Origin of the sequence: Leuconostoc gelidum subsp. gelidum KCTC 3527 (assembly GCF_000166715.1) — a bacterium.
GTDB lineage: Bacteria > Bacillota > Bacilli > Lactobacillales > Lactobacillaceae > Leuconostoc > Leuconostoc gelidum.
The window spans coordinates 1-20,850 of the sequence record NZ_AEMI01000039.1; the positions used below are offsets into that span (position 1 = coordinate 1).

Consider the following 20,850-nt stretch of genomic DNA (forward strand, 5'->3'; position numbering starts at 1 on the left):
TCCCTTTACTTGCTTTTTGTGATTCTTTTAGATACAATAAACCTATTAACTTACCATAAGTAGGCTATCTAAGAAAGTTGTTGGATAATGAGAAACAACGAGCTGAAATTCCAGTAAGTCACAGTAGTGGGTAATGCCACTCGGTTGTTCGCCGTTATCAGATAATGAGTGTTATGCATTAATTTGCATAGAAACTGGGTGGTACCACGGAAGCGCGTTTTTCGTCCCTTGTCCTTTTTGGATGGGATGAAAAACGCGCTTTTGAGTTTAACTATATAGACACACGTCAGTAGAGGAGAAGACTATGTTAGATATGAAGTATTTGCGAAAAAACGTGACAGAGGTAACACAAAAATTACAAGATCGTGGTGTTTCACCAGATAATTTGATAGAATTATTGAATTTGGATCAAGAACGACGTGACACAATTCAAAAAGTTGAAAATCTTAAAGCAGACAGAAACATTGAATCTGATAAGATTGCATATGCTAAGCGTAATCAAGAAGATGCCAGTCAATCTATTTTGGCGATGCAAAGAGTTAGTCAAGAAATCAAAAAATTAGATGCACGGCAATTAGAATTAAATGACCAAGTTCAAAATTTAGCAGCGCACTTACCTAACTTGGCTGCATCAGAAGTGCCTGTTGGCGTGGATGAATCAGCTAATATTGAACAGCGTGTTTGGGAGCCAACTGACTATCAAAAAAGGCCACATGCACTACTAGAAACGCCAGAATGGCTAAAAGCACATTATGAAGTTGGTGAGGCGTTAGGTATTTTGGATTTTGAACGTGGTGCAAAGGTATCTGGCGCACGTTTTTTGTATTATGTTGGTGATGGGGCAAGACTAGAACGAGCAGTTTATAATTTCATGTTGGATGAACATCGTAAAGAGGGTTACACCGAAATGATCACCCCAATTGTAGTTAATGATGCTGCTATGTTTGGTACGGGACAATATCCAAAATTCCAAGATGATGCGTATCGCGTGTCTGGTTTGGCACAAACATATATTCCAACGGCCGAAGTACCATTAACAAACTATTATTCGGGTGAAACATTACCTGCTGATGATTTACCTATTAAGTTTACGGCATTGTCACCTTCATTTCGTAAAGAAGCTGGTGCTGCCGGTAAAGATACACGTGGACTGATTCGTTTACACCAATTTAATAAAGTTGAAATGGTTAAGTTTACTAAACCAGATCAATCTTATGCTGAATTGGAAAGTATGACGGCCAACGCTGAAAGTATTTTGCAAAAATTAGGGCTACCTTATCATGTTATTATGCTGTCAACAGGCGATATGGGATTTTCCGCTGCTAAAACGTACGATATAGAAGTTTGGATGCCACAGCAAAGTTTATATCGTGAAATTTCTTCTGTATCAAATACAGAGGCTTTTCAAGCGCGCAGGATGCATATTACTTATCGTGATGAAGATAATAAGTTACAGCTTGTACACACATTAAATGGCTCTGGTTTAGCCGTTGGTCGCACTGTTGCAGCAATTTTAGAAAATTATCAAAATGAAGATGGTTCGATAACAATTCCTGAAATTTTACGTTCATACATGGGTGGTCAAGAAAAATTAGTTGCTACGCCCCATTATTAATAATGAAAAACCTGTATTTGTCAGGTTTTTTTGATATAATTGAAAGTAGACTATTGTGCGGAAAAACACACAAATTTAGATTTCAGAGGAGAAACACACGATAAATTAATGTTGTGTGCTAAAAACAATGGCAAACCCAATACGTAAATTAGTTGATAATTCAAAAAAACAATTAAAAAAATTAAATCATATTGCTGACCAAGTAGAAAGTTATGCTGACCAAATGGCAGCGATGTCGGATGACGAGTTACAAGCAAAGACGCCACAATTTAAGCAAATTATTGCAGATGCACTGGTTGATGTTAAAGGTCAAGACAAACAAAATAAGATATTGACTAAAACTTTAGATGAACTATTACCTGAAGCCTTCGCTGTGGCTCGCGAAGGTGCAAAAAGGGTTCTGGGTTTGTACCCGTTTCATGTACAAATAATGGGATCAGCTGCGTTACATGATGGTAACTTAGCTGAAATGCGTACGGGTGAGGGAAAAACCTTAACAGCTACAATGACTGTTTATTTAAACGCGTTGTCAGGTCGTGGTGTTCATGTTGTCACTGTGAACGATTATTTATCGGCACGTGATGCTGAACAAATGGGTCAATTGTATAATTGGCTTGGTTTATCGGTGGGAGTTAACGTAGGGGATTCACCCGCAGATGAGAAACGTGCGGCTTATGATGCTGATATTACATATTCTACTAACTTTAATATTGGTTTTGATTATTTACGCGATAATATGGTACGTCGAGCAGATGAACGTGTTATGCAAAGAGGCTTGAACTTTGCTTTGATTGACGAAGCCGACTCAATTTTAATTGATACAGCCCGCACACCTTTGATTATTTCAGGTCCTGGTTCAGGCGTTTCTCAGCTTTATGCGCGTGCTGATCGTTTTGTAAAGACACTTCAATCTGAAGAAGATTATAAAATCGATGAAGAAGCTAAAACAACGATGTTAACCAATGAAGGTATTCATAAAGGTGAAATTTTCTTTAATTTGGATAATTTATACGATGCAGGTGATACTGCTTTAACACACCATATTGATCAGGCATTACGAGCTAATTTAAATTATATTAACGATAAGGATTATGTCGTTCAAAATGGTGAAGTCAAATTAATTGACCAATCAACGGGCCGAATTTCAGAAGGCACACGTCTATCAGATGGTCTGCACCAAGCAATTGAGGCCAAAGAAGGCGTTGATATTCAAGAAGAAAATAAGTCCATGGCGCAAATTACTTATCAAAATTTGTTCCGCATGTATAAAAAATTGTCAGGTATGACGGGAACTGCTAAAACAGAAGAAGAAGAGTTACGTGAAATTTATAATATGGAAGTAGTCACTATTCCGACAAACCGTCCGATTAAACGTGTTGACTATGCTGACTTGTTATACCCATCAATTCGTGCGAAATATAATGCTGTTGTTAAAATGATACAGGAACTACACGCTAAAGGGCAACCAATTTTAATTGGTACCGGATCTGTGGAGTCATCGGAATTGTTATCTAAAATTTTGATGGCACAAAATGTGCCACACAATGTCTTAAATGCTAAAAACAATGCTAAAGAAGCTGAAATTATTGCAAATGCTGGACAACGAGGAGCTGTTACTGTTGCAACAAATATGGCGGGGCGTGGAACAGATATTAAACTTGGCCCAGGCGTTGCTGATTTAGGTGGGTTGGTAGTTATTGCGACCGAGAGACATGAATCTCGTCGAATTGATAATCAGCTACGTGGTCGTGCAGGACGTCAAGGTGATGCAGGATTTTCACAGTTCTTTTTATCCCTCGAAGATGATTTAATGATTCGTTTTGGAGCTGATCGTATTCGTGCGCTTTGGGAACGAATGAATCTTGATGAAGAAGAAACAGTTATCAAAAATCGCTTGATTACGCGCTCAGTAGAGTCAGCCCAAAAGCGTGTTGAAGGTAACAACTATGATACACGTAAAAATGTTTTGCAATATGATGATGTTGTACGTGAACAACGCGAGCTAATTTATCACCAACGTGATGTCGTTATTGATGAAAAAAAGTCTCTTGAATGGGTTTTAATGCCTATGGTTGAACGGACAATTAATCGTGTTGTCGACGCGCAGACAAAAAGCAAAAAAGCGATAGATTGGCATTTGGATCAAATTATTACTTTTGCAAATAATGCATTAATCCGTGAAGGTGATGTAACAGTTGAACAGTTGCAAGACCTGTCTCGTGACGAGATTAAGTTAAAATTATTGAACTTAACTAAGATAAATTACAAAGCTAAGCAAGGTCAGTTATATGACCCAGATCAAATGTTAGAGTTTGAAAAGGTTGTTGTTTTACGTGCAGTTGATCAACATTGGACGGATCATATTGATTCATTAGATCGATTGAGACAAGGTGTAGGGTTACGTGGCTATGGTCAATTGAACCCTCTTATAGAGTATCAAAATGAAGCATTTACAAACTTTAACAAAATGATTGTTGATGTTGAATATGACGCGACTCGTACGTTTATGAAGGCTGAAATCCGTCAAAATTTGAACGCGTAAGCAATATTTGATGGCAGTAATTAGCAGGATATCTGAACTGCTGTTAGTAAATTGAACATTAAATATATCAATTGGTGTAAACGTTTATGTTTTTGAAGGGATACAGTAATCATGGAAATTATCGACGCTAAACATGCTGAGGCAAATATTCAAGAAAATATCGCACGCTTTCGCGCAACATTAGATTTAGAGGCATTAACAGAAGAAATTGCTGATTTTGAAAATCGTATGACAGAATCTGGATTTTGGGATGATAATGTTAAAGCACAAAAAATAATCGAAGAAAATAACGTTTTAAAAAATCGACGTGATTCTTTTTTGAATCTAACCAATCAAGCTGAAGAAATTGATTTGTTAATTGAAATGCTTTCTGAAGATGTTACTGATTCTGAAATGATGACAGAACTTGAAGAAAGTATTGCCAAAGCACAGAAAGACATTGAAACATACAATTTAGAACAACTATTAACGGAGCCGTATGACGCTAATAATGCTATTTTGGAAGTGCATCCTGGGTCAGGTGGTACCGAATCAACTGATTGGGGAGCCAACTTGTATCGTATGTATACTCGTTGGGCACAACAACATGGTTTCCAAGTTGATGTGTTAGACTACCATGCTGGTGATGAAGCAGGTATTGATAGCGCGACTATTAAAATCACGGGACATAATGCCTTTGGCTTTTTACGTAGTGAAAAAGGTGTCCACCGTTTTGTACGTATTTCACCGTTTGATTCGGCTGGGCGCCGTCACACAAGCTTTGTAAGTGTAGATGTTATGCCAGAATTGGATGACACGATTGATGTAGAAATACGTGATGACGATGTTAAGATGGATGTTTTCCGTTCTGGTGGTGCTGGTGGGCAAAACGTTAACAAGGTGTCAACTGGTGTGCGTTTAACACATGAACCAACAGGCATTGTAGTGTCCTCGACAGTGGAACGTACGCAGTATGGTAACCGTGATTACGCTATGCGTCTGTTAAAAGGAAAGTTATATCAGCTTGAGTTGGAAAAACAAGAAGCAGAACGAGCTGCTTTGACAGGTGATAAATTAGAGAATGGTTGGGGATCTCAAATACGGTCATATGTCTTGCATCCCTACCAAATGGTCAAAGATCATCGAACTGACTACGAAACTAACCAACCGCAACAAGTGTTGGATGGTGATTTAGATCCCTTTATAAATGCCTATTTACAGTGGCAATTAAGTTTGAAAAACCCAAATTAACGTGAGTAAAGGTCGAAACAGTTAGTTTCGGCTTTTTGAATTTTCAAACAAATTAGTTCCTAATGCGCCTGTAATGCGCTATAATATAAGTCAACATTAGACATTAACTGCCTAAAAAACGGAGGGCAAAATATGGATACCAATTATACACCGAGTGCACAAAATGTATTAGTGTTAGCACAAGAACAATCTAAATATTTCAAACATCAAGCAGTGGGGACAGAACATTTATTGCTTGCGCTAGCTATTGAAAAAGAAGGTATTGCTAGTAAAATACTTGGTCAATTTAATGTAGCGGATGATGATATTCGTGAGGAAATCGAACACTTTACTGGATATGGCATGACATCACGATATGACAAGAATAGTTATTTGCCATATTCACCAAAAGCGTCTGATATTCTTCGTCAGTCAGGTGAGGAATCACGTGCATTAGGCCAAACAAAAATTGGGACAGAACATATTTTGTTAGCACTCCTTCAGGATGAAAGTATTTTATCATCACGTATTTTATTGGCTTTAGATGCTAATTTACAAGAAATGAGACGTGCCATTTTGCGTAAATTAGGTGTCACTGATGTACGTAAACAGATGAAACAACGGGATAAACAACAATCTCAAGGAACGCCAACATTAGACGGATTAGCGCGTGATTTAACACAGATGGCTAAAGAAGAGAAGTTAGATCCAATTATTGGCCGCTCAAAAGAAGTCCGTCGAGTTGTGCAAATTTTATCACGGCGTACCAAAAATAATCCAGTTCTTATTGGTGAAGCAGGTGTTGGTAAAACAGCTATTGCTGAAGGATTAGCACAACAAATTGTTAAAAATGACGTACCAGTCACCTTACAAAATAAGCGGTTAATGGCTTTAGATATGGGTTCGCTAGTCGCAGGAACAAAGTACCGGGGTGAGTTTGAGGATCGGTTAAAGAAAATCATTGACGAAATTTATCAAGATGGTAATGTTATTTTATTTATTGATGAATTACATACACTTATCGGCGCTGGCGGTGCAGAGGGTGCTATTGATGCTTCCAATATTTTGAAACCAGCTTTGGCGCGTGGAGAATTACAGACATTAGGGGCGACAACTTTTGATGAATATCAAAAATATGTTGAATCTGATGCCGCATTAGAAAGACGTTTTGCACCAGTAACGGTGAATGAACCTACGCAAGCAGATGCAATTGAAATATTGACAGGTATTCGTCCAAAATTTGAGGCACATCATCAAGTACATATTGATGATGCTGCTATTGAAGCTGCCGTTAAATTGTCCTCTCGATATATTACAGATCGTTTTTTGCCAGATAAGGCAATTGATTTGATGGATGAAGCGGGTGCAAAAGTACGCATTGATGCTGTGGATAAACCAACACCAATGAGTCGAAACAAAGCACGTTTATCAGCAGTAACAACTGCTAAAGACGCGGCGATTGCAGCGTTGGATTTCGAAGAAGCTGCTAAACAGCGTGCAGAAGAAATGAAATTAAAAACAAAAATTGATAAAATGGCAGCAAAACTGTTGATTGATGAAAATACTGATCAACCGCACTATAGTTTGCATGTATCAGCGGAAGATATTAGTGAAGTGATTTCACAACAAACAGGCGTACCATTAACACAGCTTGAAAAAAATGAACAACAACGTTTGGTAAACCTAGAAACTGTTTTGGGTAAACGTGTTATTGGACAAAAAACTGCTATCTCTGCTGTTGCACGCGCAATTCGTCGTGCGCGATCTGGATTAAAGGATCCCAGTCGTCCGATTGGTGCATTCATGTTCTTAGGGCCAACAGGTGTTGGGAAAACGGAGTTAGCTAAGGCGTTAGCTGAAGCTATGTTTGGCAGTGAAGATAATATGATTCGAATTGATATGTCAGAGTATCAAGAAAGATGGTCTTCTTCACGTTTGGTTGGTTCAGCACCAGGATATGTTGGTTACGATGAAGGTGGTCAATTAACTGAACAAGTGAGAAATCATCCATATTCTGTTATTTTACTTGATGAGGCAGAAAAAGCACATCAAGATATATTTAATCTGATGTTACAAGTGTTTGATGATGGTTACCTGACAGATGCTAAAGGACGTAAAATTGATTTTAGAAATACAATCATTATTATGACGTCTAACCTTGGTGCAACACGTCTACGTGATGAAAAATCAATGGGATTTGGAGCAGTTGATTTAAAAAATAATAATGAGGCTGTCGCTGAAAAAATTCGTGAGACTTTAAAAGAAACTTTCCGTCCGGAATTTATTAACCGTTTGGACGAGGCTGTTGTATTTGATTCATTAACAAAAAATGAATTACATCAAATTGTTAAATTGATGAGTCAATCAGTTCTGCAACGTGTGGCGGAACAGGGCATTTCCGTTAAAATAACGCCTGCAGCAATTGATGTTGTAGCTAGCGCAGGATTTGATCCTGAGTATGGGGCACGTCCAATAAGACGTGCTTTGCAGACCAAGGTGGAAGACGCATTGAGCGAAGAATTACTTCGTGGCAACATTACAACTGAAAGTGCTGTAACAATTGGTGCAAAAAACGGTGTCATTAAAATTAATATTAAACCACTTGAAAAATTACCAGCAAAGGCTTAAGAATACATGAATCAATTTTATGATGTCATAGATGTGACTATTTTTTCAATTAAAATAATACTTAGCCAACCAAAATAAAGAAATGGGACAAACGGTAGACGCTGAACATGGTGCTTTACAAGATACAGCAACGCAGATATAGAAGCCAAGAGCAACGTTAATGGAAAACTTTGTGCGGTAGTCGTTAATGTTATCAGTAACAGTACTGGAATATCACCACTGCCCATAGCTTGACGATAATATACTAAAAATAAACTAATAATCATTACGGTGCAAGTTGTCAATATTTTTGGATCACTCCAAGAGTGGATGAATAAGTAAACAATATAAGGTATTAAAATATCGGCATGAATGCGTTCAGTATGCCAATCTTCTAGGGCGAGAAATAACAGTAAGTACGCTGTTATCCAAGCTAACGTGTCTGAAAATAAATAACTACCAACAAGCATACCTACTAATTCAAAGTATGCATAATGCATACCGTAAGTGCGGTGGCAGTACCGGCAACGTGCGTGTGTTAGTAAAGCTGATAATATTGGTATTAAGTCGTACCAGTGCAAGATATGACCACAATGCATGCAATATGAGCGCTTGATAAAAATATGAATATGATTATTCACCCGATCAGCCAGGCACATGATAGTTGACACGAGAACCGCATTTAAAATAATAATGAGTAATTTTTCCATGCTAAATAATACGTGGCACGCTCAAGTAATGCACAAAAAATATCAATTTAGATACAAAATAAATAAAGTGGGTTGTTATCTATTGACAATCATACTCAATCTGGTATTATATTGAACGTGCTTTTAAGTAATCTGTTCTGTGATATCATCACAACGTGCTGAATAGCGCTGTAAAGGCAATTGTCAGCAGATTTCTAGTGAGCATTTTTGTTTAAGTACAATTATGATACACCTGGAACTGTGTTATTAATAAAAATCTTAAGGAGATCGTAGAATGCCTACAATTAATCAATTAGTTCGCAAGCCTCGTAAGTCACAAGTGACTAAGTCAAAGTCACCGGCTTTGAACTTTGGCTACAATTCAATGAAAAAGAAAGCAACAAACAATGTTGCACCACAAAAGCGTGGTGTTGCTACGCGTGTTGGTACAATGACACCTAAGAAGCCTAACTCTGCTTTGCGTAAGTATGCTCGTGTGCGTCTTTCAAACTTGTATGAAGTTACTGCCTATATTCCAGGTATTGGACATAATTTACAAGAACACTCGGTTGTTTTGATCCGTGGTGGACGTGTTAAGGATTTGCCTGGTGTACGTTACCACGTTATTCGTGGTGCATTGGATACTGCGGGCGTTGATGGTCGTATGACTTCACGTTCAAAATATGGCACAAAGGCGCCAAAGAAGTAAGAAGGAGACTGACTAATGCCACGCAAAGGTTATACTAAGCGTCAGGAAGTTTTGCCTGACCCAATTTACAATTCAAAACTCGTTTCACGTTTGATCAACAAGTTGATGCTTGATGGTAAACGTGGTACAGCTTCAACTATTCTGTACGATGCTTTTGATCGTATCAAGGAATCTACTGGTAATGAACCATTGGAAGTTTTCGAACAAGCCATGGAAAATATTATGCCAGTATTAGAAGTTAAGGCTCGCCGTGTTGGTGGTTCTAACTATCAGGTGCCTATTGAAGTTCGTCCAGACCGTCGTTCAACATTAGGACTACGTTGGTTAGTAAATTATTCACGTTTACGTAATGAACATACTATGGATGAACGTTTGGCTAAAGAAATTATGGATGCAGCTAATGATACTGGTGCATCTGTTAAAAAGCGTGAAGATACGCATAAGATGGCTGAAGCTAACCGCGCATTTGCTCACTATCGTTGGTAAAACGTACGACGCAATTTAGTGTTGCGTTGTGTATCATTAACAATATTTATGATTGTTAAGAATTTAATTATTCCCAAACACAATAAATAGCGTAAAATGAGAGTAGACGGTAATATGCTACCAGTGTTTACCGTCCAAAAGCGAACACAATTCTGTGTCGCTTTTTGTTGCATACAGAACAAAAAAACCAGGAGATAACTCACAATGGCAAAACGTGAATACCCACTAGAACGTACACGTAATATTGGTATCATGGCCCACATTGATGCGGGAAAGACAACAACTACGGAACGTATCTTATACTACACAGGTAAAATTCACAAAATTGGTGAAACACATGATGGTGCTTCACAAATGGATTTCATGGAACAAGAAAAGGAACGTGGAATCACAATTCAATCAGCTGCTACAACGGCTGTTTGGCATGGTTTCTTTGACCAATTCGAAAAGACACCTTATCGTGTGAACATCATTGATACACCAGGTCACGTGGACTTCACAATTGAAGTTGAACGTGCGCTACGTGTTTTGGATGGTGCCGTAGCGGTTTTGGATGGTGCTGCTGGTGTTGAACCTCAAACAGAAACTGTTTGGCGTCAAGCAACAACATATGATGTGCCACGTATTGTATTTGTTAACAAGATGGATAAGATGGGTGCTGATTTTCAAATGTCAGTGGATTCAATTCACGAACGTTTGCAAGTTAATGCTGAAGCTATTCAATGGCCAATCGGTGCTGAAGATGACTTTGAAGCTGTTATTGATTTAATTACACAAGAAGCTTATTATCCAGTTGATGAATTGGGTGAAAAGTGGGAAGCACGTGATATTCCAGCTGAATTGAAAGATTTGGCGGAAGAAAAGCGTAATACATTGATTGAAGCTGTTGCTGATGTTGATGATGACTTGATGGAAAAATATCTTGAAGGCGAAGACATTTCAGTTGAAGAATTAAAAGCTGCTGTTCGTCGTGCTACTTTGGCATTGCAATTCTACCCAGTGCTTGCAGGTTCAGCCTATAAAGATAAGGGTGTCCAAATGATGTTGGATGCTGTTGTTGATTATTTGCCAGGACCTTTGGATGTTAAAGCGTATATTGCTAATGATCCTAAAACTGGTGAAGAAATTGACTTGATCGCCGATGATAGTAAGTCATTTGCTGCCTTAGCATTTAAGATCATGACTGATCCTTTCGTTGGCCGTTTGACATTTATGCGTGTTTATACAGGAACTTTACAATCTGGTTCATACGTACAAAATACGTCGTCAGATACACGTGAACGTGTTGGTCGTTTGTTACAAATGCATGCGACATCACGTACTGAAATTGAAGAAGTATTCTCTGGTGATATCGCTGCAGCTATTGGTTTGAAAAATACAACAACTGGTGATTCATTGACAGCTGTTGATCACCAATTGATTCTTGAATCAATGGAGTTCCCAGAACCAGTTATTGAATTAGCGATTGAACCAAAAACAAAAGCTGATCAAGACAAGTTGTCTAATGCTATTCAAAAGTTAGCAGAAGAAGATCCATCATTCCGTGCAACAACAAATCCTGAAACTGGCGATACTTTAATTGCTGGTATGGGTGAATTGCAATTGGATATCATGGTTGATCGTATGCGCCGTGAATTCAACGTTGAAGCAACTGTTGGCGCACCTCAAGTTGCCTACCGTGAAGCATTTACAAAAACAGTGCAGGCGCGTGGTTACTTCAAGCGTCAATCTGGTGGTAAGGGTCAATATGGCGATGTTTATATTGAATTCTCACCAAACGAAGAAGGCGCAGGATTTGAGTTCGATGACGCCATTGTTGGTGGTGTTGTGCCTCGTGAGTATATTCCTTCAGTTGAAGCTGGTTTGAAAGACTCATTGAATGCTGGTCCTTTGGCTGGATTCCCATTGGTCGATTTGAAGGCGAAATTGTATGATGGTTCATATCATGATGTCGATTCTTCTGAAGCAGCCTTTAAAATTGCGGCTTCATTGGCTTTGAGAGAAGCTGCTAAAACAGCTGGTGCCGTTATTTTGGAACCAATTATGGCTGTTGACATTGTTGCACCTGAAGATAATCTTGGCGATGTTATGGGACATGTTTCTGCACGTCGTGGTATGATTGAAGGTCAAGAGTCACGTGGACCTGTTTTGGCTGTTAAGGCCAAGGTGCCTTTGTCAGAAATGTTTGGATATGCTACAACTTTGCGTTCAGCTACGCAAGGTCGCGGTACATTCCAAATGGTGTTTGATCACTATGAAGCTGTGCCTAAGAATATTCAAGAAGAAATTATTAAAAACAGTGGTAAAGAAGATTAATGCTTAAACTAGTGTAGAACTATTGTTGTTTCAATATGATAATCGATGGTTCAGTAAAAACGGTATCGCTCTTTAGAGTGATACCGTTTTATTTGAAAGAATATAGAGAATAGTATGAATAAAGAACATAGTAAATTTTTGATTCTCGGTATTATTGTGGTTGGCATGGTTTTACGTTTGCCATTTACATCAATTCCACCAATTCTTGGTAGTATTGCTAAATCTCAGCATGTGTCAGTAGGACAATTGGGGATGTTAACGACCATTCCGTTGATAGCTTTTGCTTTGTTTTCATCTCTTGCTCCGAAAACTGCTCAAAAATTTGGTTTAGAACGTGCTTTTGCATTGATGTTAGGGTTGATGATTATTGGTTCAATTATTAGAGTGATTAATACACCATTTTTGTATTTTGGAACATTGTTAATTGGCATTGGTATTGCACATTTAAATGTTTTATTACCAAGTGTCATTCGCACATATTTTCCAATTAAAATTGGTCCGATGACATCACTATTTACCTTCAGTATGATGCTAGCAACAGCCTTAGGGGCTAGTATGGCAGCACCCATTACAGCGATGACTAATTGGCATATATTTATCATTATACTGAGTATAGCTTTGTTTATCGCGTTAATAATTTGGTTACCAAATGAAAGATTTGCAGTAAAACATAAGCAAAATAAAGTATCAGAAAATCATATTATTCGGACGCAAGAAAAAATAAGTGTCTGGAAAAATAAATATGCTTGGCTGTTATTGTTCTTTTGTGGCATGCAATCAGCGATGTTTTACGTTTTGATGGCATGGGGACCTACTATGGCAGTGCAGACAGGTTTGTCACCTGCTATTGCGGGTATTTTTTCCGGTTTAAATTCCCTGATAGGTTTACCATTTGCATTGATTATACCAACGATCATTGCGCGGTCGACACGTAAACAGCGACAAATTTTAATGAGTATTATTTCTTTGAGTGGTGTGTTTGGCTATTTGTTGTTATTGCATCCCGTAGGGACCTTTAGTTACTGGTTAATAGTCAATATATTAATTGGCGTTAGCACATCTGGCTTGTTCCCTTACTTATTAACTACATTTAGTTTGAAAACAAGTAGTCCAAGTCAAACAGCACAAATATCTGGCATGGTTCAAAGCGGTGGTTACTTAATTGCAGCACTGGGCCCTGCATTATTCGGCTATGCTTTTTCTTGGTTTCACAGTTGGACACCACAAATATTTGTTATTTTGGTGTTATTTATCCTAATGATTATTGCCATGGTTATAGTTGAGAAAAAAGATAAAATATTGTAGCAAGAAAAGCATGCAACCAGTGAAGTTGTGTGCTTTTCTTGTTACAATAGATTTATTGATTAAAAGTGAGGGTTGGGAATTGACAAATATATCAACACCAATTATTGAATTTAAAAATGTCGGGTTGTCTTATGGTGACGACGAGGTTTTGAAGAATATTGATCTTGAGTTAGAGGCCGGGAAATTTTATACGTTGTTGGGACCCTCAGGGTCTGGGAAGACAACCATTTTAAATCTCATTTCAGGTCAGTTGACTGTCACACACGGTGATATTTTGTTCGAAGGAAATATTATTAACGATGTGCCTGTTGAAAAAAGACATATGAACACTGTTTTTCAAGATTATGGCTTATTTCCGAATATGACTGTTTTTGAAAATGTAGCTTTTGGTCCAAGCATTAAGGGCATGAGCAAAAAAGATATTAAGACTAAAGTAACAGAAATGTTAACGTTGGTTAAATTAAATCAGTATGCTGATCGAGAAATTACAGAATTGTCTGGTGGACAACGTCAACGTGTAGCCATAGCACGTGCGCTGGCAAATGATCCTGAAGTTTTACTACTAGATGAACCACTGTCTGCGTTGGATTATAAGTTACGCAAAGAAATGCAATATGAATTAAGAGAAATTCAACAACGCCTTGGGATTACGTTTGTATTTGTAACGCATGATCAAGAAGAAGCGTTGGCAATGTCTGATTGGATTTTCGTGATGAATGACGGAGTTATCCAACAGAATGGCTCACCAGAAGATATATATGATGAACCAATTAATCACTTTGTTGCTGATTTTATTGGCGAATCAAATATTTTAGATGGCATTATGAAAACGGATTATCTTGTGCACTTTACGGGAAAAGATTTTGAAAATGTCGATGCTGGTATGCGTCCAAATGAGCGTGTTGAAATTGTGTTAAGACCAGAAGATTTGGATTTGACGGCAATTGAAAACGGTAAATTAATTGTCACTATTGCTGATCAATCATTTCGTGGCGATTATTATGAAATTACGGCAATTGATGACGATGGTAACGAATGGCAAGTACAAGCAACAAATAAATCAAAAATAGATGAGCGTGTCGGCTTGACCTTTGATCCTGAAGATATTCATATTATGCGTTTCAACGAATCTGAAAATGATTTTGATGCACGCTTGGAAAGTTATGAGGGTGAGGAGGATGCCGAAAAGTAAGAAGCAAAGGCAATTATTTTATTTAATGCCATATGGTTTATGGCTATTACTATTTGTTATAGCACCTTTGATATTGTTGCTTTTTCAGTCCTTAACAACACAGAATGGGCAGTTTACGTTACACAATTATGCGCTTTATTTTTCTAGTGGCACCTATTTATTGATGACTTTCAATTCGGTTTGGTATGCTTTATTAATCACTATAATTACTTTAGTAATTAGTTATCCTACCGCGTATTTATTGAATCAGTTGAAGCAAAAGCAGTTTTGGCTGCTTTTGGTTATTTTACCTACTTGGATTAATTTATTATTGAAAACCTATGCTTTTATAGGCTTACTTTCAAAAACTGGAACTGTTAATAATTTTATGAGTTTATTTGGTATCGTGCCACAACAACTCCTTTTTTCAAATTGGAGTTTTCTGTTAGTTGCAGCTTATATTGAAATTCCTTTTATGATATTACCGATTTTCAATTCATTAGCTGAAATTAATCCCAGGTTAGAACAGGCAAGTCGAGATTTAGGTGCGAATAGATGGCAAACATTGCGCCGTGTGATAATGCCATTGTCAATGCCTGGTATTAAGGCTGGCATTCAAGCAGTATTTATTCCTAGCTTATCCCTGTTTATGATTACACGGTTAATAGGTGGGAATCGTGTCATTACCTTAGGAACTGCAATTGAAGAACATTTTTTAGTCACGCAAAATTGGCAGCTAGGATCAACTATTGGCATTATTTTGATTGTGGCTATGGTGATTACCATGATCTTCACACGTGATCGTAAGCATTCTAGGAAGCGAGGTTAACGCATGAGTCGAAAATTTAAGTTGGGCAATCTTTATTTAGGAAGTGTTTTTGTACTGTTATACTTACCTATTCTTTTCCTAATTGTATATTCTTTTAATGCGGGGGATGTGATGCAAGGTTGGGCAGGGTTTTCTTTAAAACATTACAGTGAATTATTTTCAGATACACGTATACTAGAAATTGTTGTGAGTACCTTTTTGATTGCACTATTGTCATCACTGCTTGCTAGTATTATTGGTACAGCGGGGGCATTGTATATTTATAATTTAAAACATACAGTGGTGAAAAATATTTTTCTCTCATTGAATAATATTCTGCTTGTTTCACCAGACGTCATTATTGGTGCATCATTTTTAATTTTATTTACTGTCATGGGATTTGCGCTTGGTTTTACATCAGTTTTGTTAGCACACATTGCTTTTAGCATTCCGATTGTTGTGCTAATGGTACTACCTCGGTTACAGGAAATGAATCAATCAATAGTGGCATCAGCAAAGGATTTAGGTGCCAATAACTGGCAAATGATTTCTCGAGTGATTTTACCAGTTATCTCACCAGGTATATTGGCGGGTTTTTTTATGGCATTTACATATTCGCTCGACGATTTTGCAGTAACTTTTTTTGTAACAGGGAACGGTTTTACAACCTTATCTGTAGAAATATATTCTCGTGCACGCCAAGGCGTGAGCTTGGAAATTAACGCGTTATCGACGATGATGTTTGTGGTGTCATTGTTGCTGGTGTTGTTTTACTATGTAATATCTACACGTGCTGTCAAGAATAAAAAACGTAGCACAAGACTTGTCTTGCCTGCATCTGAGGGATTATAGTATGAGAAAAATAATAACTAGTATTATGGCTATTCTTGTGATCATCCTTATATTATTTGGGGCACAGCGTTATTTATCGTCAAAGACGGGCACTAATGTTTCATCCGATAAGGTTTTAAATTTGTATAATTGGGGTGACTATATTGATCCTGCGTTACTTAAAAAATTCACGAAAGAAACGGGATATAGAGTTAGCTATGAAACATTTGATTCAAACGAGGCTATGTATACAAAAATTAAACAAGGTGGCACATCCTATGATTTAGCAGTGCCTTCTGATTATATGATTCAAAAAATGAAACGTGAGAAACTACTTTTACCAATAGACCATGCTAGACTAACGGGTATCGGTAATTATGATAATCGTTTTTTAAATCAATCATTTGATAAAAATAATCGTTATTCTCTACCATATTTTTGGGGCACATTAGGTATTATCTATAATGATAAATATGTTAACGCTAAAGACATACAACACTGGGATGATTTATGGTCGCCGCAATTTAAAAATCAAATCATGCTAGTGGATTCGGCGCGCGATGGGCTTGCTATACCGTTAATCACACAAAATAAGTCAGTTAATGACAAATCACGCGCTGATCTTGCAGCAGCTCAGGCAAAGTTACGAACCCTGATGCCAAATATTAAAGCTATTGTGGCGGATGAGATTAAAATGTATATGGCCCAAAATGAGGCTTCTATTGCAGTCACCTATTCAGGTGAAGCAGCTGAAGCGTTGAACAACAATAAACACTTGCACTACATTGTTCCTAGTGAAGGCTCTAATCTTTGGTTTGACAATATTGTTATGCCAAAAACTGCTAAACATAAAGCGGCTGCATATGCTTTTCTTAATTTTATTAGTGAGCCTAAAAATGCTGCACAAAACGCAGAATATATTGGTTATGCAACACCCAATAAAAAAGCTGTAGCTTTACTACCTAAAGCTATTCGTGATGATAGGCAATTTTATCCGAATAGTCAAACAGTCAGTCATTTACAAGTATATGATGATTTAGGACAAACATGGACGGAGAGATACAATGATGCATTCTTAGAATTCAAAATGACACAAAGATGAAAAAACGACAAGTTGATTTTGAAATAAGGAAAATAAAAGTTATATAGATAAATTTTTAAAAACAGTTGCATTGCAATGGGATTTCTGTTAACATAAATAAGTACGCTTTTGGAACAGTAGTCACATAAACCTACCGAAAGCCTGGTGTATCAATGTTTAGCGATGATGATTAAGGTTGCGACACGCGCGGCCGCGTTGCCATGGGCGCGCAAAACACAAGCAGTGTTGTCGGTTTTTAATCGAAGTTAGCTGATTTACAAAATCAACGAGGAGGCACGAAAGAATGGCACAAAAGAAAATCCGTATCCGTTTAAAGGCATACGAACACCGTATCTTAGACCAATCAGCGGAAAAAATTGTTGAAACGGCTAAGCGCACGGGCGCAGAAATTGCTGGTCCTATTCCGCTACCAACTGAACGTACATTGTATACAATATTACGTTCACCACATAAGCACAAGGATAGTCGCGAGCAATTTGAAATGCGTACGCACAAGCGTTTGATTGATATTGTGAACCCTACTGACAAGACAGTTGACGCATTGCGTAAGCTTGAATTGCCATCAGGCGTTGCAATTGAAATCAAGTTGTAATTCTACGGAATACAACTTCGCGTCTCAAGCAATGAGACGAAATACAGTCAAACAAAAATAATTAAGGAGATTAGTCATGACTAAAGGTATCTTAGGCCGTAAAGTCGGTATGACTCAGGTTTTCACTGAAATTGGTGAATTGATCGCCGTAACTGTTGTTGAAGCTACACCAAACGTTGTTTTGCAAGTTAAAAATGCAGAAACAGACGGATATAGTGCACTACAACTTGGTTACCAAGACAAGCGCACAGTTCTGTCAAATAAACCTGAACAAGGTCACGCTTCTAAAGCGAACACGACCCCTAAGCGCTACGTTCGTGAAATCCGCAATGCGGAAGGCGAATTTAACGCAGGGGATGAAATCAAAGTTGATACATTCGAAGCTGGCGAATACGTCGATGTAACCGGTATTACGAAGGGGCATGGCTTCCAAGGTAACATTAAAAAGGATGGCCAATCTCGTGGACCTATGTCTCACGGATCGCGTTTCCATCGTCGTCCTGGTTCAATGGGTGCTGTTATCAACCGTGTTTTCAAGGGTAAACTTTTACCTGGACGCATGGGTAATCATAAGCGCACAATGCAAAACGTTGCTATTGTCCACGTTGACGTAGAAAACAACTTGTTGTTGCTTAAGGGTAACGTTCCTGGTGCCAATAAGTCATTGTTAACAGTTAAATCAACTGTTAAAGTTAACGCAAAGCATCCTGAAGTGAAGATGGCTGGTGTATCTACATCTGCTGTAACTGAAGAAGCTTAATATAAAATATTAGAAAGGAGAACAATCAATCATGACTAAAGTTGCTGTATTAAAGCAAGACGGTAGCCAAACTGCTGAAATCGAATTAGATGATGCAGTCTTTGCCGTTGAACCTAACAACGCGGTTATTACAGATGCTGTGTTGATGCAACGTGCATCAATGCGTCAAGGTACACACGCTGTTAAAAACCGTTCAGCGGTTTCTGGTGGTGGACGTAAGCCTTGGAAGCAAAAGGGTACTGGTCGTGCACGTGCCGGATCAATCCGTGAACCACAATTCCGTGGTGGTGGAATTGTCTTCGGACCGTCACCTCGTTCGTACGCATACCGTATTAACCGTAAAGCTTATCAATTGGCTTTGAAGTCAGTTTTGTCACAAAAAGTTACTGAAGGTAAGTTAGTTGTTGTTGATGCTTTGTCATTCGAAGCACCAAAGACACAAGACTTCAAGAAAGTTTTGGCTAACTTATCAGTTGACACAAAGACATTAGTAGTTGTTGATGAAGACAACGAAAACGCAATCTTGTCGGCACGTAACTTGTCAAATGTTCAAGTTATGACAACAAAGGGTATCAATGTACTCGACGTTGTTAATGCAGATAAGCTGGTGATTGTTCAATCATCAATCGAAGAAATCCAAGGAGGTTTTGCCTAATGGATGCACGCGATATTATCCGTCGCCCTATCATCACCGAGGCTTCTATGGCGCAAACAGAACGTAAGCGCTATGTCTTCGAAGTTGATGTTCGCGCAACAAAGCCTCAAATTAAAAAAGCGATTGAAGAAATATTTGACGTTCAAGTTTCAGGCTTGAACACAGCTAACGTCCGCGGTAAGCAAAAACGTCAAGGCCGTTATGTTGGTTACACACGTAAGTTGAAAAAGGCGACAGTAACGTTGTCAAAAGATTCAAAAGATATTCAAATCTTTAACGAAGGTTAAAAATAAAGTAGGAGGATAAGACATTGGCTATCAAGAAGTATAAGCCAACCTCTAACGGACGTCGTAACATGACGACTTCAGATTTCGCTGAAATCACGAAGTCAACGCCCGAAAAGAGTTTGTTGGCCAAAAAGTCAAAAACTGGAGCTCGTAACAATTCTGGTCGTATGACAGTTCGCCACCATGCTGGTGGACACAAGCAAGCCTACCGTTTGGTAGACTTCAAACGTATCAAAGATGATAAGACAGCTACTGTTAAAGCTATCGAATACGATCCAAATCGTACTGCAAACATTGCTTTGTTAGTTTATGAAGATGGTATTAAATCATATATCTTGGCGCCAAAAGGATTGAAGGTTGGCGATAAAGTTCAATCTGGTCCTGATGCCGATATTAAGCCCGGCAATGCCTTGCCATTAAGTAATATCCCTGAAGGTACTTTGATTCATAACATCGAATTGAAGCCTGGTAAGGGCGGACAGTTAGCACGTTCGGCTGGTACTTCAGCACAAATTTTGGGTAAAGATGGTAAGTATATCATCGTTCGTCTGACTTCAGGCGAAGTTCGTTTGGTTTTGGCAACTAACCGTGCAACAATTGGTGAAGTTGGTAATGCAGAACACTCATTAATTAACTGGGGTAAGGCTGGTCGTAACCGTTGGCGTGGAAAGCGTCCACACGTTCGTGGATCAGTAATGAACCCTAACGATCACCCGCACGGTGGTGGTGAAGGTAAAGCACCAGTTGGTCGTCCAAGTCCTATGTCACCATGGGGTAAGAAGACTGCTGGTAAGAAGACTCGCGATAAGAAGAAGGCTTCAACGAAGCTTATTGTTCGCAGTCGTAAGAGTAAGTAAGGGAAAGGAGATAACTAATGGCTCGTAGTTTAAAAAAGGGACCATTTGCGGACCCACACTTGCTTAAGAAGATTGAAGCGCAAGCGGATTCTGAGAAGAAGTCAGTGATCAAGACTTGGTCGCGTCGTTCAACAATCTTCCCAAGCTTTGTCGGCTTTACAATTGCCGTTTATGACGGACGCAAGCACGTTCCAGTTTTTGTACAAGAAGACATGGTTGGCCACAAGTTGGGCGAATTTGTCCCAACTCGTACATTCAAAGGCCACACAGCTGATGATAAGAAGACTGTTAAAAAATAAAGGAGGAAAT

Annotated in this window: 19 protein-coding genes; 18 read left to right on the plus strand and 1 reads right to left on the minus strand. The window is 38.4% G+C overall.

Annotated features, from left to right (window positions below; translation table 11 throughout):
* Window positions 1-304: 304 nt before the first annotated feature.
* From serS to EUI_RS0109615, 4 genes are all read left to right on the plus strand, one after another.
* Window positions 305-1,615: a serine--tRNA ligase gene (gene serS / locus EUI_RS0109600; protein WP_010687958.1), complete on the plus strand. Its 1,311-nt coding sequence runs from the start codon at window positions 305-307 to the stop codon at window positions 1,613-1,615.
* Window positions 1,616-1,742: 127 nt separating this feature from the next.
* On the plus strand, window positions 1,743-4,157 hold the full coding sequence (secA, locus tag EUI_RS0109605) for a preprotein translocase subunit SecA (RefSeq protein WP_010687959.1): 2,415 nt from the start codon (window positions 1,743-1,745) through the stop codon (window positions 4,155-4,157).
* A 111-nt stretch (window positions 4,158-4,268) separates the two neighbouring features.
* The gene (gene prfB, locus EUI_RS0109610) at window positions 4,269-5,387 is read left to right on the plus strand and encodes a peptide chain release factor 2 (RefSeq protein WP_010687960.1); all 1,119 of its coding nucleotides are present in this window, start codon (window positions 4,269-4,271) and stop codon (window positions 5,385-5,387) included.
* Window positions 5,388-5,519: 132 nt separating this feature from the next.
* A complete protein-coding gene (locus EUI_RS0109615; protein ID WP_010687961.1) occupies window positions 5,520-7,994 on the plus strand; it encodes an ATP-dependent Clp protease ATP-binding subunit in 2,475 nt (824 codons plus the stop codon).
* Window positions 7,995-8,011: 17 nt separating this feature from the next.
* Here the strand turns inward: EUI_RS0109615 and EUI_RS10455 are convergent, their stop codons facing one another.
* A complete protein-coding gene (locus EUI_RS10455) occupies window positions 8,012-8,683 on the minus strand; it encodes a prepilin peptidase (protein WP_081460654.1) in 672 nt (223 codons plus the stop codon).
* 274 nt (window positions 8,684-8,957) lie between these two features.
* On the opposite strand from EUI_RS10455, the gene rpsL reads away from it, so the two are divergent.
* The 14 genes from rpsL to rpsS all read left to right on the plus strand — a co-directional run bounded on the left by rpsL (window position 8,958) and on the right by rpsS (window position 20,840).
* The gene (gene rpsL / locus EUI_RS0109625) at window positions 8,958-9,371 is read left to right on the plus strand and encodes a 30S ribosomal protein S12 (protein ID WP_010383887.1); all 414 of its coding nucleotides are present in this window, start codon (window positions 8,958-8,960) and stop codon (window positions 9,369-9,371) included.
* A gap of 15 nt (window positions 9,372-9,386) precedes the next feature.
* Window positions 9,387-9,857 (plus strand): 30S ribosomal protein S7, encoded by a 471-nt coding sequence (rpsG, locus tag EUI_RS0109630; RefSeq protein WP_010383886.1) that lies wholly within the window; start codon window positions 9,387-9,389, stop codon window positions 9,855-9,857.
* A gap of 204 nt (window positions 9,858-10,061) precedes the next feature.
* On the plus strand, window positions 10,062-12,173 hold the full coding sequence (gene fusA, locus EUI_RS0109635) for an elongation factor G (protein ID WP_010687963.1): 2,112 nt from the start codon (window positions 10,062-10,064) through the stop codon (window positions 12,171-12,173).
* A 114-nt stretch (window positions 12,174-12,287) separates the two neighbouring features.
* The gene (locus tag EUI_RS0109640) at window positions 12,288-13,478 is read left to right on the plus strand and encodes a CynX/NimT family MFS transporter (RefSeq protein WP_010687964.1); all 1,191 of its coding nucleotides are present in this window, start codon (window positions 12,288-12,290) and stop codon (window positions 13,476-13,478) included.
* Between the two features lie 79 nt (window positions 13,479-13,557).
* On the plus strand, window positions 13,558-14,670 hold the full coding sequence (locus tag EUI_RS11030) for an ABC transporter ATP-binding protein (protein ID WP_187286555.1): 1,113 nt from the start codon (window positions 13,558-13,560) through the stop codon (window positions 14,668-14,670).
* Window positions 14,657-15,478, plus strand: a complete 822-nt coding sequence (locus EUI_RS0109650; RefSeq protein ID WP_010687966.1) for an ABC transporter permease — start codon at window positions 14,657-14,659, stop codon at window positions 15,476-15,478. The genes EUI_RS11030 and EUI_RS0109650 overlap by 14 nt, the downstream gene beginning before the upstream one ends.
* A gap of 3 nt (window positions 15,479-15,481) precedes the next feature.
* Window positions 15,482-16,309 (plus strand): ABC transporter permease, encoded by an 828-nt coding sequence (locus tag EUI_RS0109655; protein ID WP_010687967.1) that lies wholly within the window; start codon window positions 15,482-15,484, stop codon window positions 16,307-16,309.
* 1 nt (window position 16,310) lies between these two features.
* On the plus strand, window positions 16,311-17,390 hold the full coding sequence (locus EUI_RS0109660) for an ABC transporter substrate-binding protein (protein ID WP_010687968.1): 1,080 nt from the start codon (window positions 16,311-16,313) through the stop codon (window positions 17,388-17,390).
* 283 nt (window positions 17,391-17,673) lie between these two features.
* Window positions 17,674-17,982, plus strand: coding sequence for a 30S ribosomal protein S10 (gene rpsJ / locus EUI_RS0109665; protein ID WP_002816040.1), 309 nt, complete (start codon window positions 17,674-17,676; stop codon window positions 17,980-17,982).
* A gap of 76 nt (window positions 17,983-18,058) precedes the next feature.
* Window positions 18,059-18,742, plus strand: coding sequence for a 50S ribosomal protein L3 (rplC, locus tag EUI_RS0109670; protein WP_010687969.1), 684 nt, complete (start codon window positions 18,059-18,061; stop codon window positions 18,740-18,742).
* Between the two features lie 31 nt (window positions 18,743-18,773).
* The gene (gene rplD, locus EUI_RS0109675; protein WP_010687970.1) at window positions 18,774-19,397 is read left to right on the plus strand and encodes a 50S ribosomal protein L4; all 624 of its coding nucleotides are present in this window, start codon (window positions 18,774-18,776) and stop codon (window positions 19,395-19,397) included.
* Window positions 19,397-19,684, plus strand: a complete 288-nt coding sequence (rplW, locus tag EUI_RS0109680) for a 50S ribosomal protein L23 (protein ID WP_010391501.1) — start codon at window positions 19,397-19,399, stop codon at window positions 19,682-19,684. The genes rplD and rplW overlap by 1 nt, the downstream gene beginning before the upstream one ends.
* A gap of 23 nt (window positions 19,685-19,707) precedes the next feature.
* On the plus strand, window positions 19,708-20,541 hold the full coding sequence (gene rplB, locus EUI_RS0109685) for a 50S ribosomal protein L2 (RefSeq protein WP_010391500.1): 834 nt from the start codon (window positions 19,708-19,710) through the stop codon (window positions 20,539-20,541).
* Between the two features lie 17 nt (window positions 20,542-20,558).
* Window positions 20,559-20,840, plus strand: coding sequence for a 30S ribosomal protein S19 (gene rpsS, locus EUI_RS0109690; RefSeq protein WP_010391499.1), 282 nt, complete (start codon window positions 20,559-20,561; stop codon window positions 20,838-20,840).
* Window positions 20,841-20,850 lie beyond the last annotated feature (10 nt).

Bases quoted from the DNA above. Each gene is read 5' to 3' on its own strand.
- serS (WP_010687958.1), top strand. From the start codon at position 305: ATGTTAGATATGAAGTATTTGCGAAAAAACGTGACAGAGGTAACACAA.
- secA (WP_010687959.1), top strand. From the start codon at position 1,743: ATGGCAAACCCAATACGTAAATTAGTTGATAATTCAAAAAAACAATTA.
- prfB (WP_010687960.1), top strand. From the start codon at position 4,269: ATGGAAATTATCGACGCTAAACATGCTGAGGCAAATATTCAAGAAAAT.
- EUI_RS0109615 (WP_010687961.1), top strand. From the start codon at position 5,520: ATGGATACCAATTATACACCGAGTGCACAAAATGTATTAGTGTTAGCA.
- EUI_RS10455 (WP_081460654.1), bottom strand. From the start codon at position 8,683: ATGGAAAAATTACTCATTATTATTTTAAATGCGGTTCTCGTGTCAACT.
- rpsL (WP_010383887.1), top strand. From the start codon at position 8,958: ATGCCTACAATTAATCAATTAGTTCGCAAGCCTCGTAAGTCACAAGTG.
- rpsG (WP_010383886.1), top strand. From the start codon at position 9,387: ATGCCACGCAAAGGTTATACTAAGCGTCAGGAAGTTTTGCCTGACCCA.
- fusA (WP_010687963.1), top strand. From the start codon at position 10,062: ATGGCAAAACGTGAATACCCACTAGAACGTACACGTAATATTGGTATC.
- EUI_RS0109640 (WP_010687964.1), top strand. From the start codon at position 12,288: ATGAATAAAGAACATAGTAAATTTTTGATTCTCGGTATTATTGTGGTT.
- EUI_RS0109650 (WP_010687966.1), top strand. From the start codon at position 14,657: ATGCCGAAAAGTAAGAAGCAAAGGCAATTATTTTATTTAATGCCATAT.
- EUI_RS0109655 (WP_010687967.1), top strand. From the start codon at position 15,482: ATGAGTCGAAAATTTAAGTTGGGCAATCTTTATTTAGGAAGTGTTTTT.
- EUI_RS0109660 (WP_010687968.1), top strand. From the start codon at position 16,311: ATGAGAAAAATAATAACTAGTATTATGGCTATTCTTGTGATCATCCTT.
- rpsJ (WP_002816040.1), top strand. From the start codon at position 17,674: ATGGCACAAAAGAAAATCCGTATCCGTTTAAAGGCATACGAACACCGT.
- rplC (WP_010687969.1), top strand. From the start codon at position 18,059: ATGACTAAAGGTATCTTAGGCCGTAAAGTCGGTATGACTCAGGTTTTC.
- rplD (WP_010687970.1), top strand. From the start codon at position 18,774: ATGACTAAAGTTGCTGTATTAAAGCAAGACGGTAGCCAAACTGCTGAA.
- rplW (WP_010391501.1), top strand. From the start codon at position 19,397: ATGGATGCACGCGATATTATCCGTCGCCCTATCATCACCGAGGCTTCT.
- rpsS (WP_010391499.1), top strand. From the start codon at position 20,559: ATGGCTCGTAGTTTAAAAAAGGGACCATTTGCGGACCCACACTTGCTT.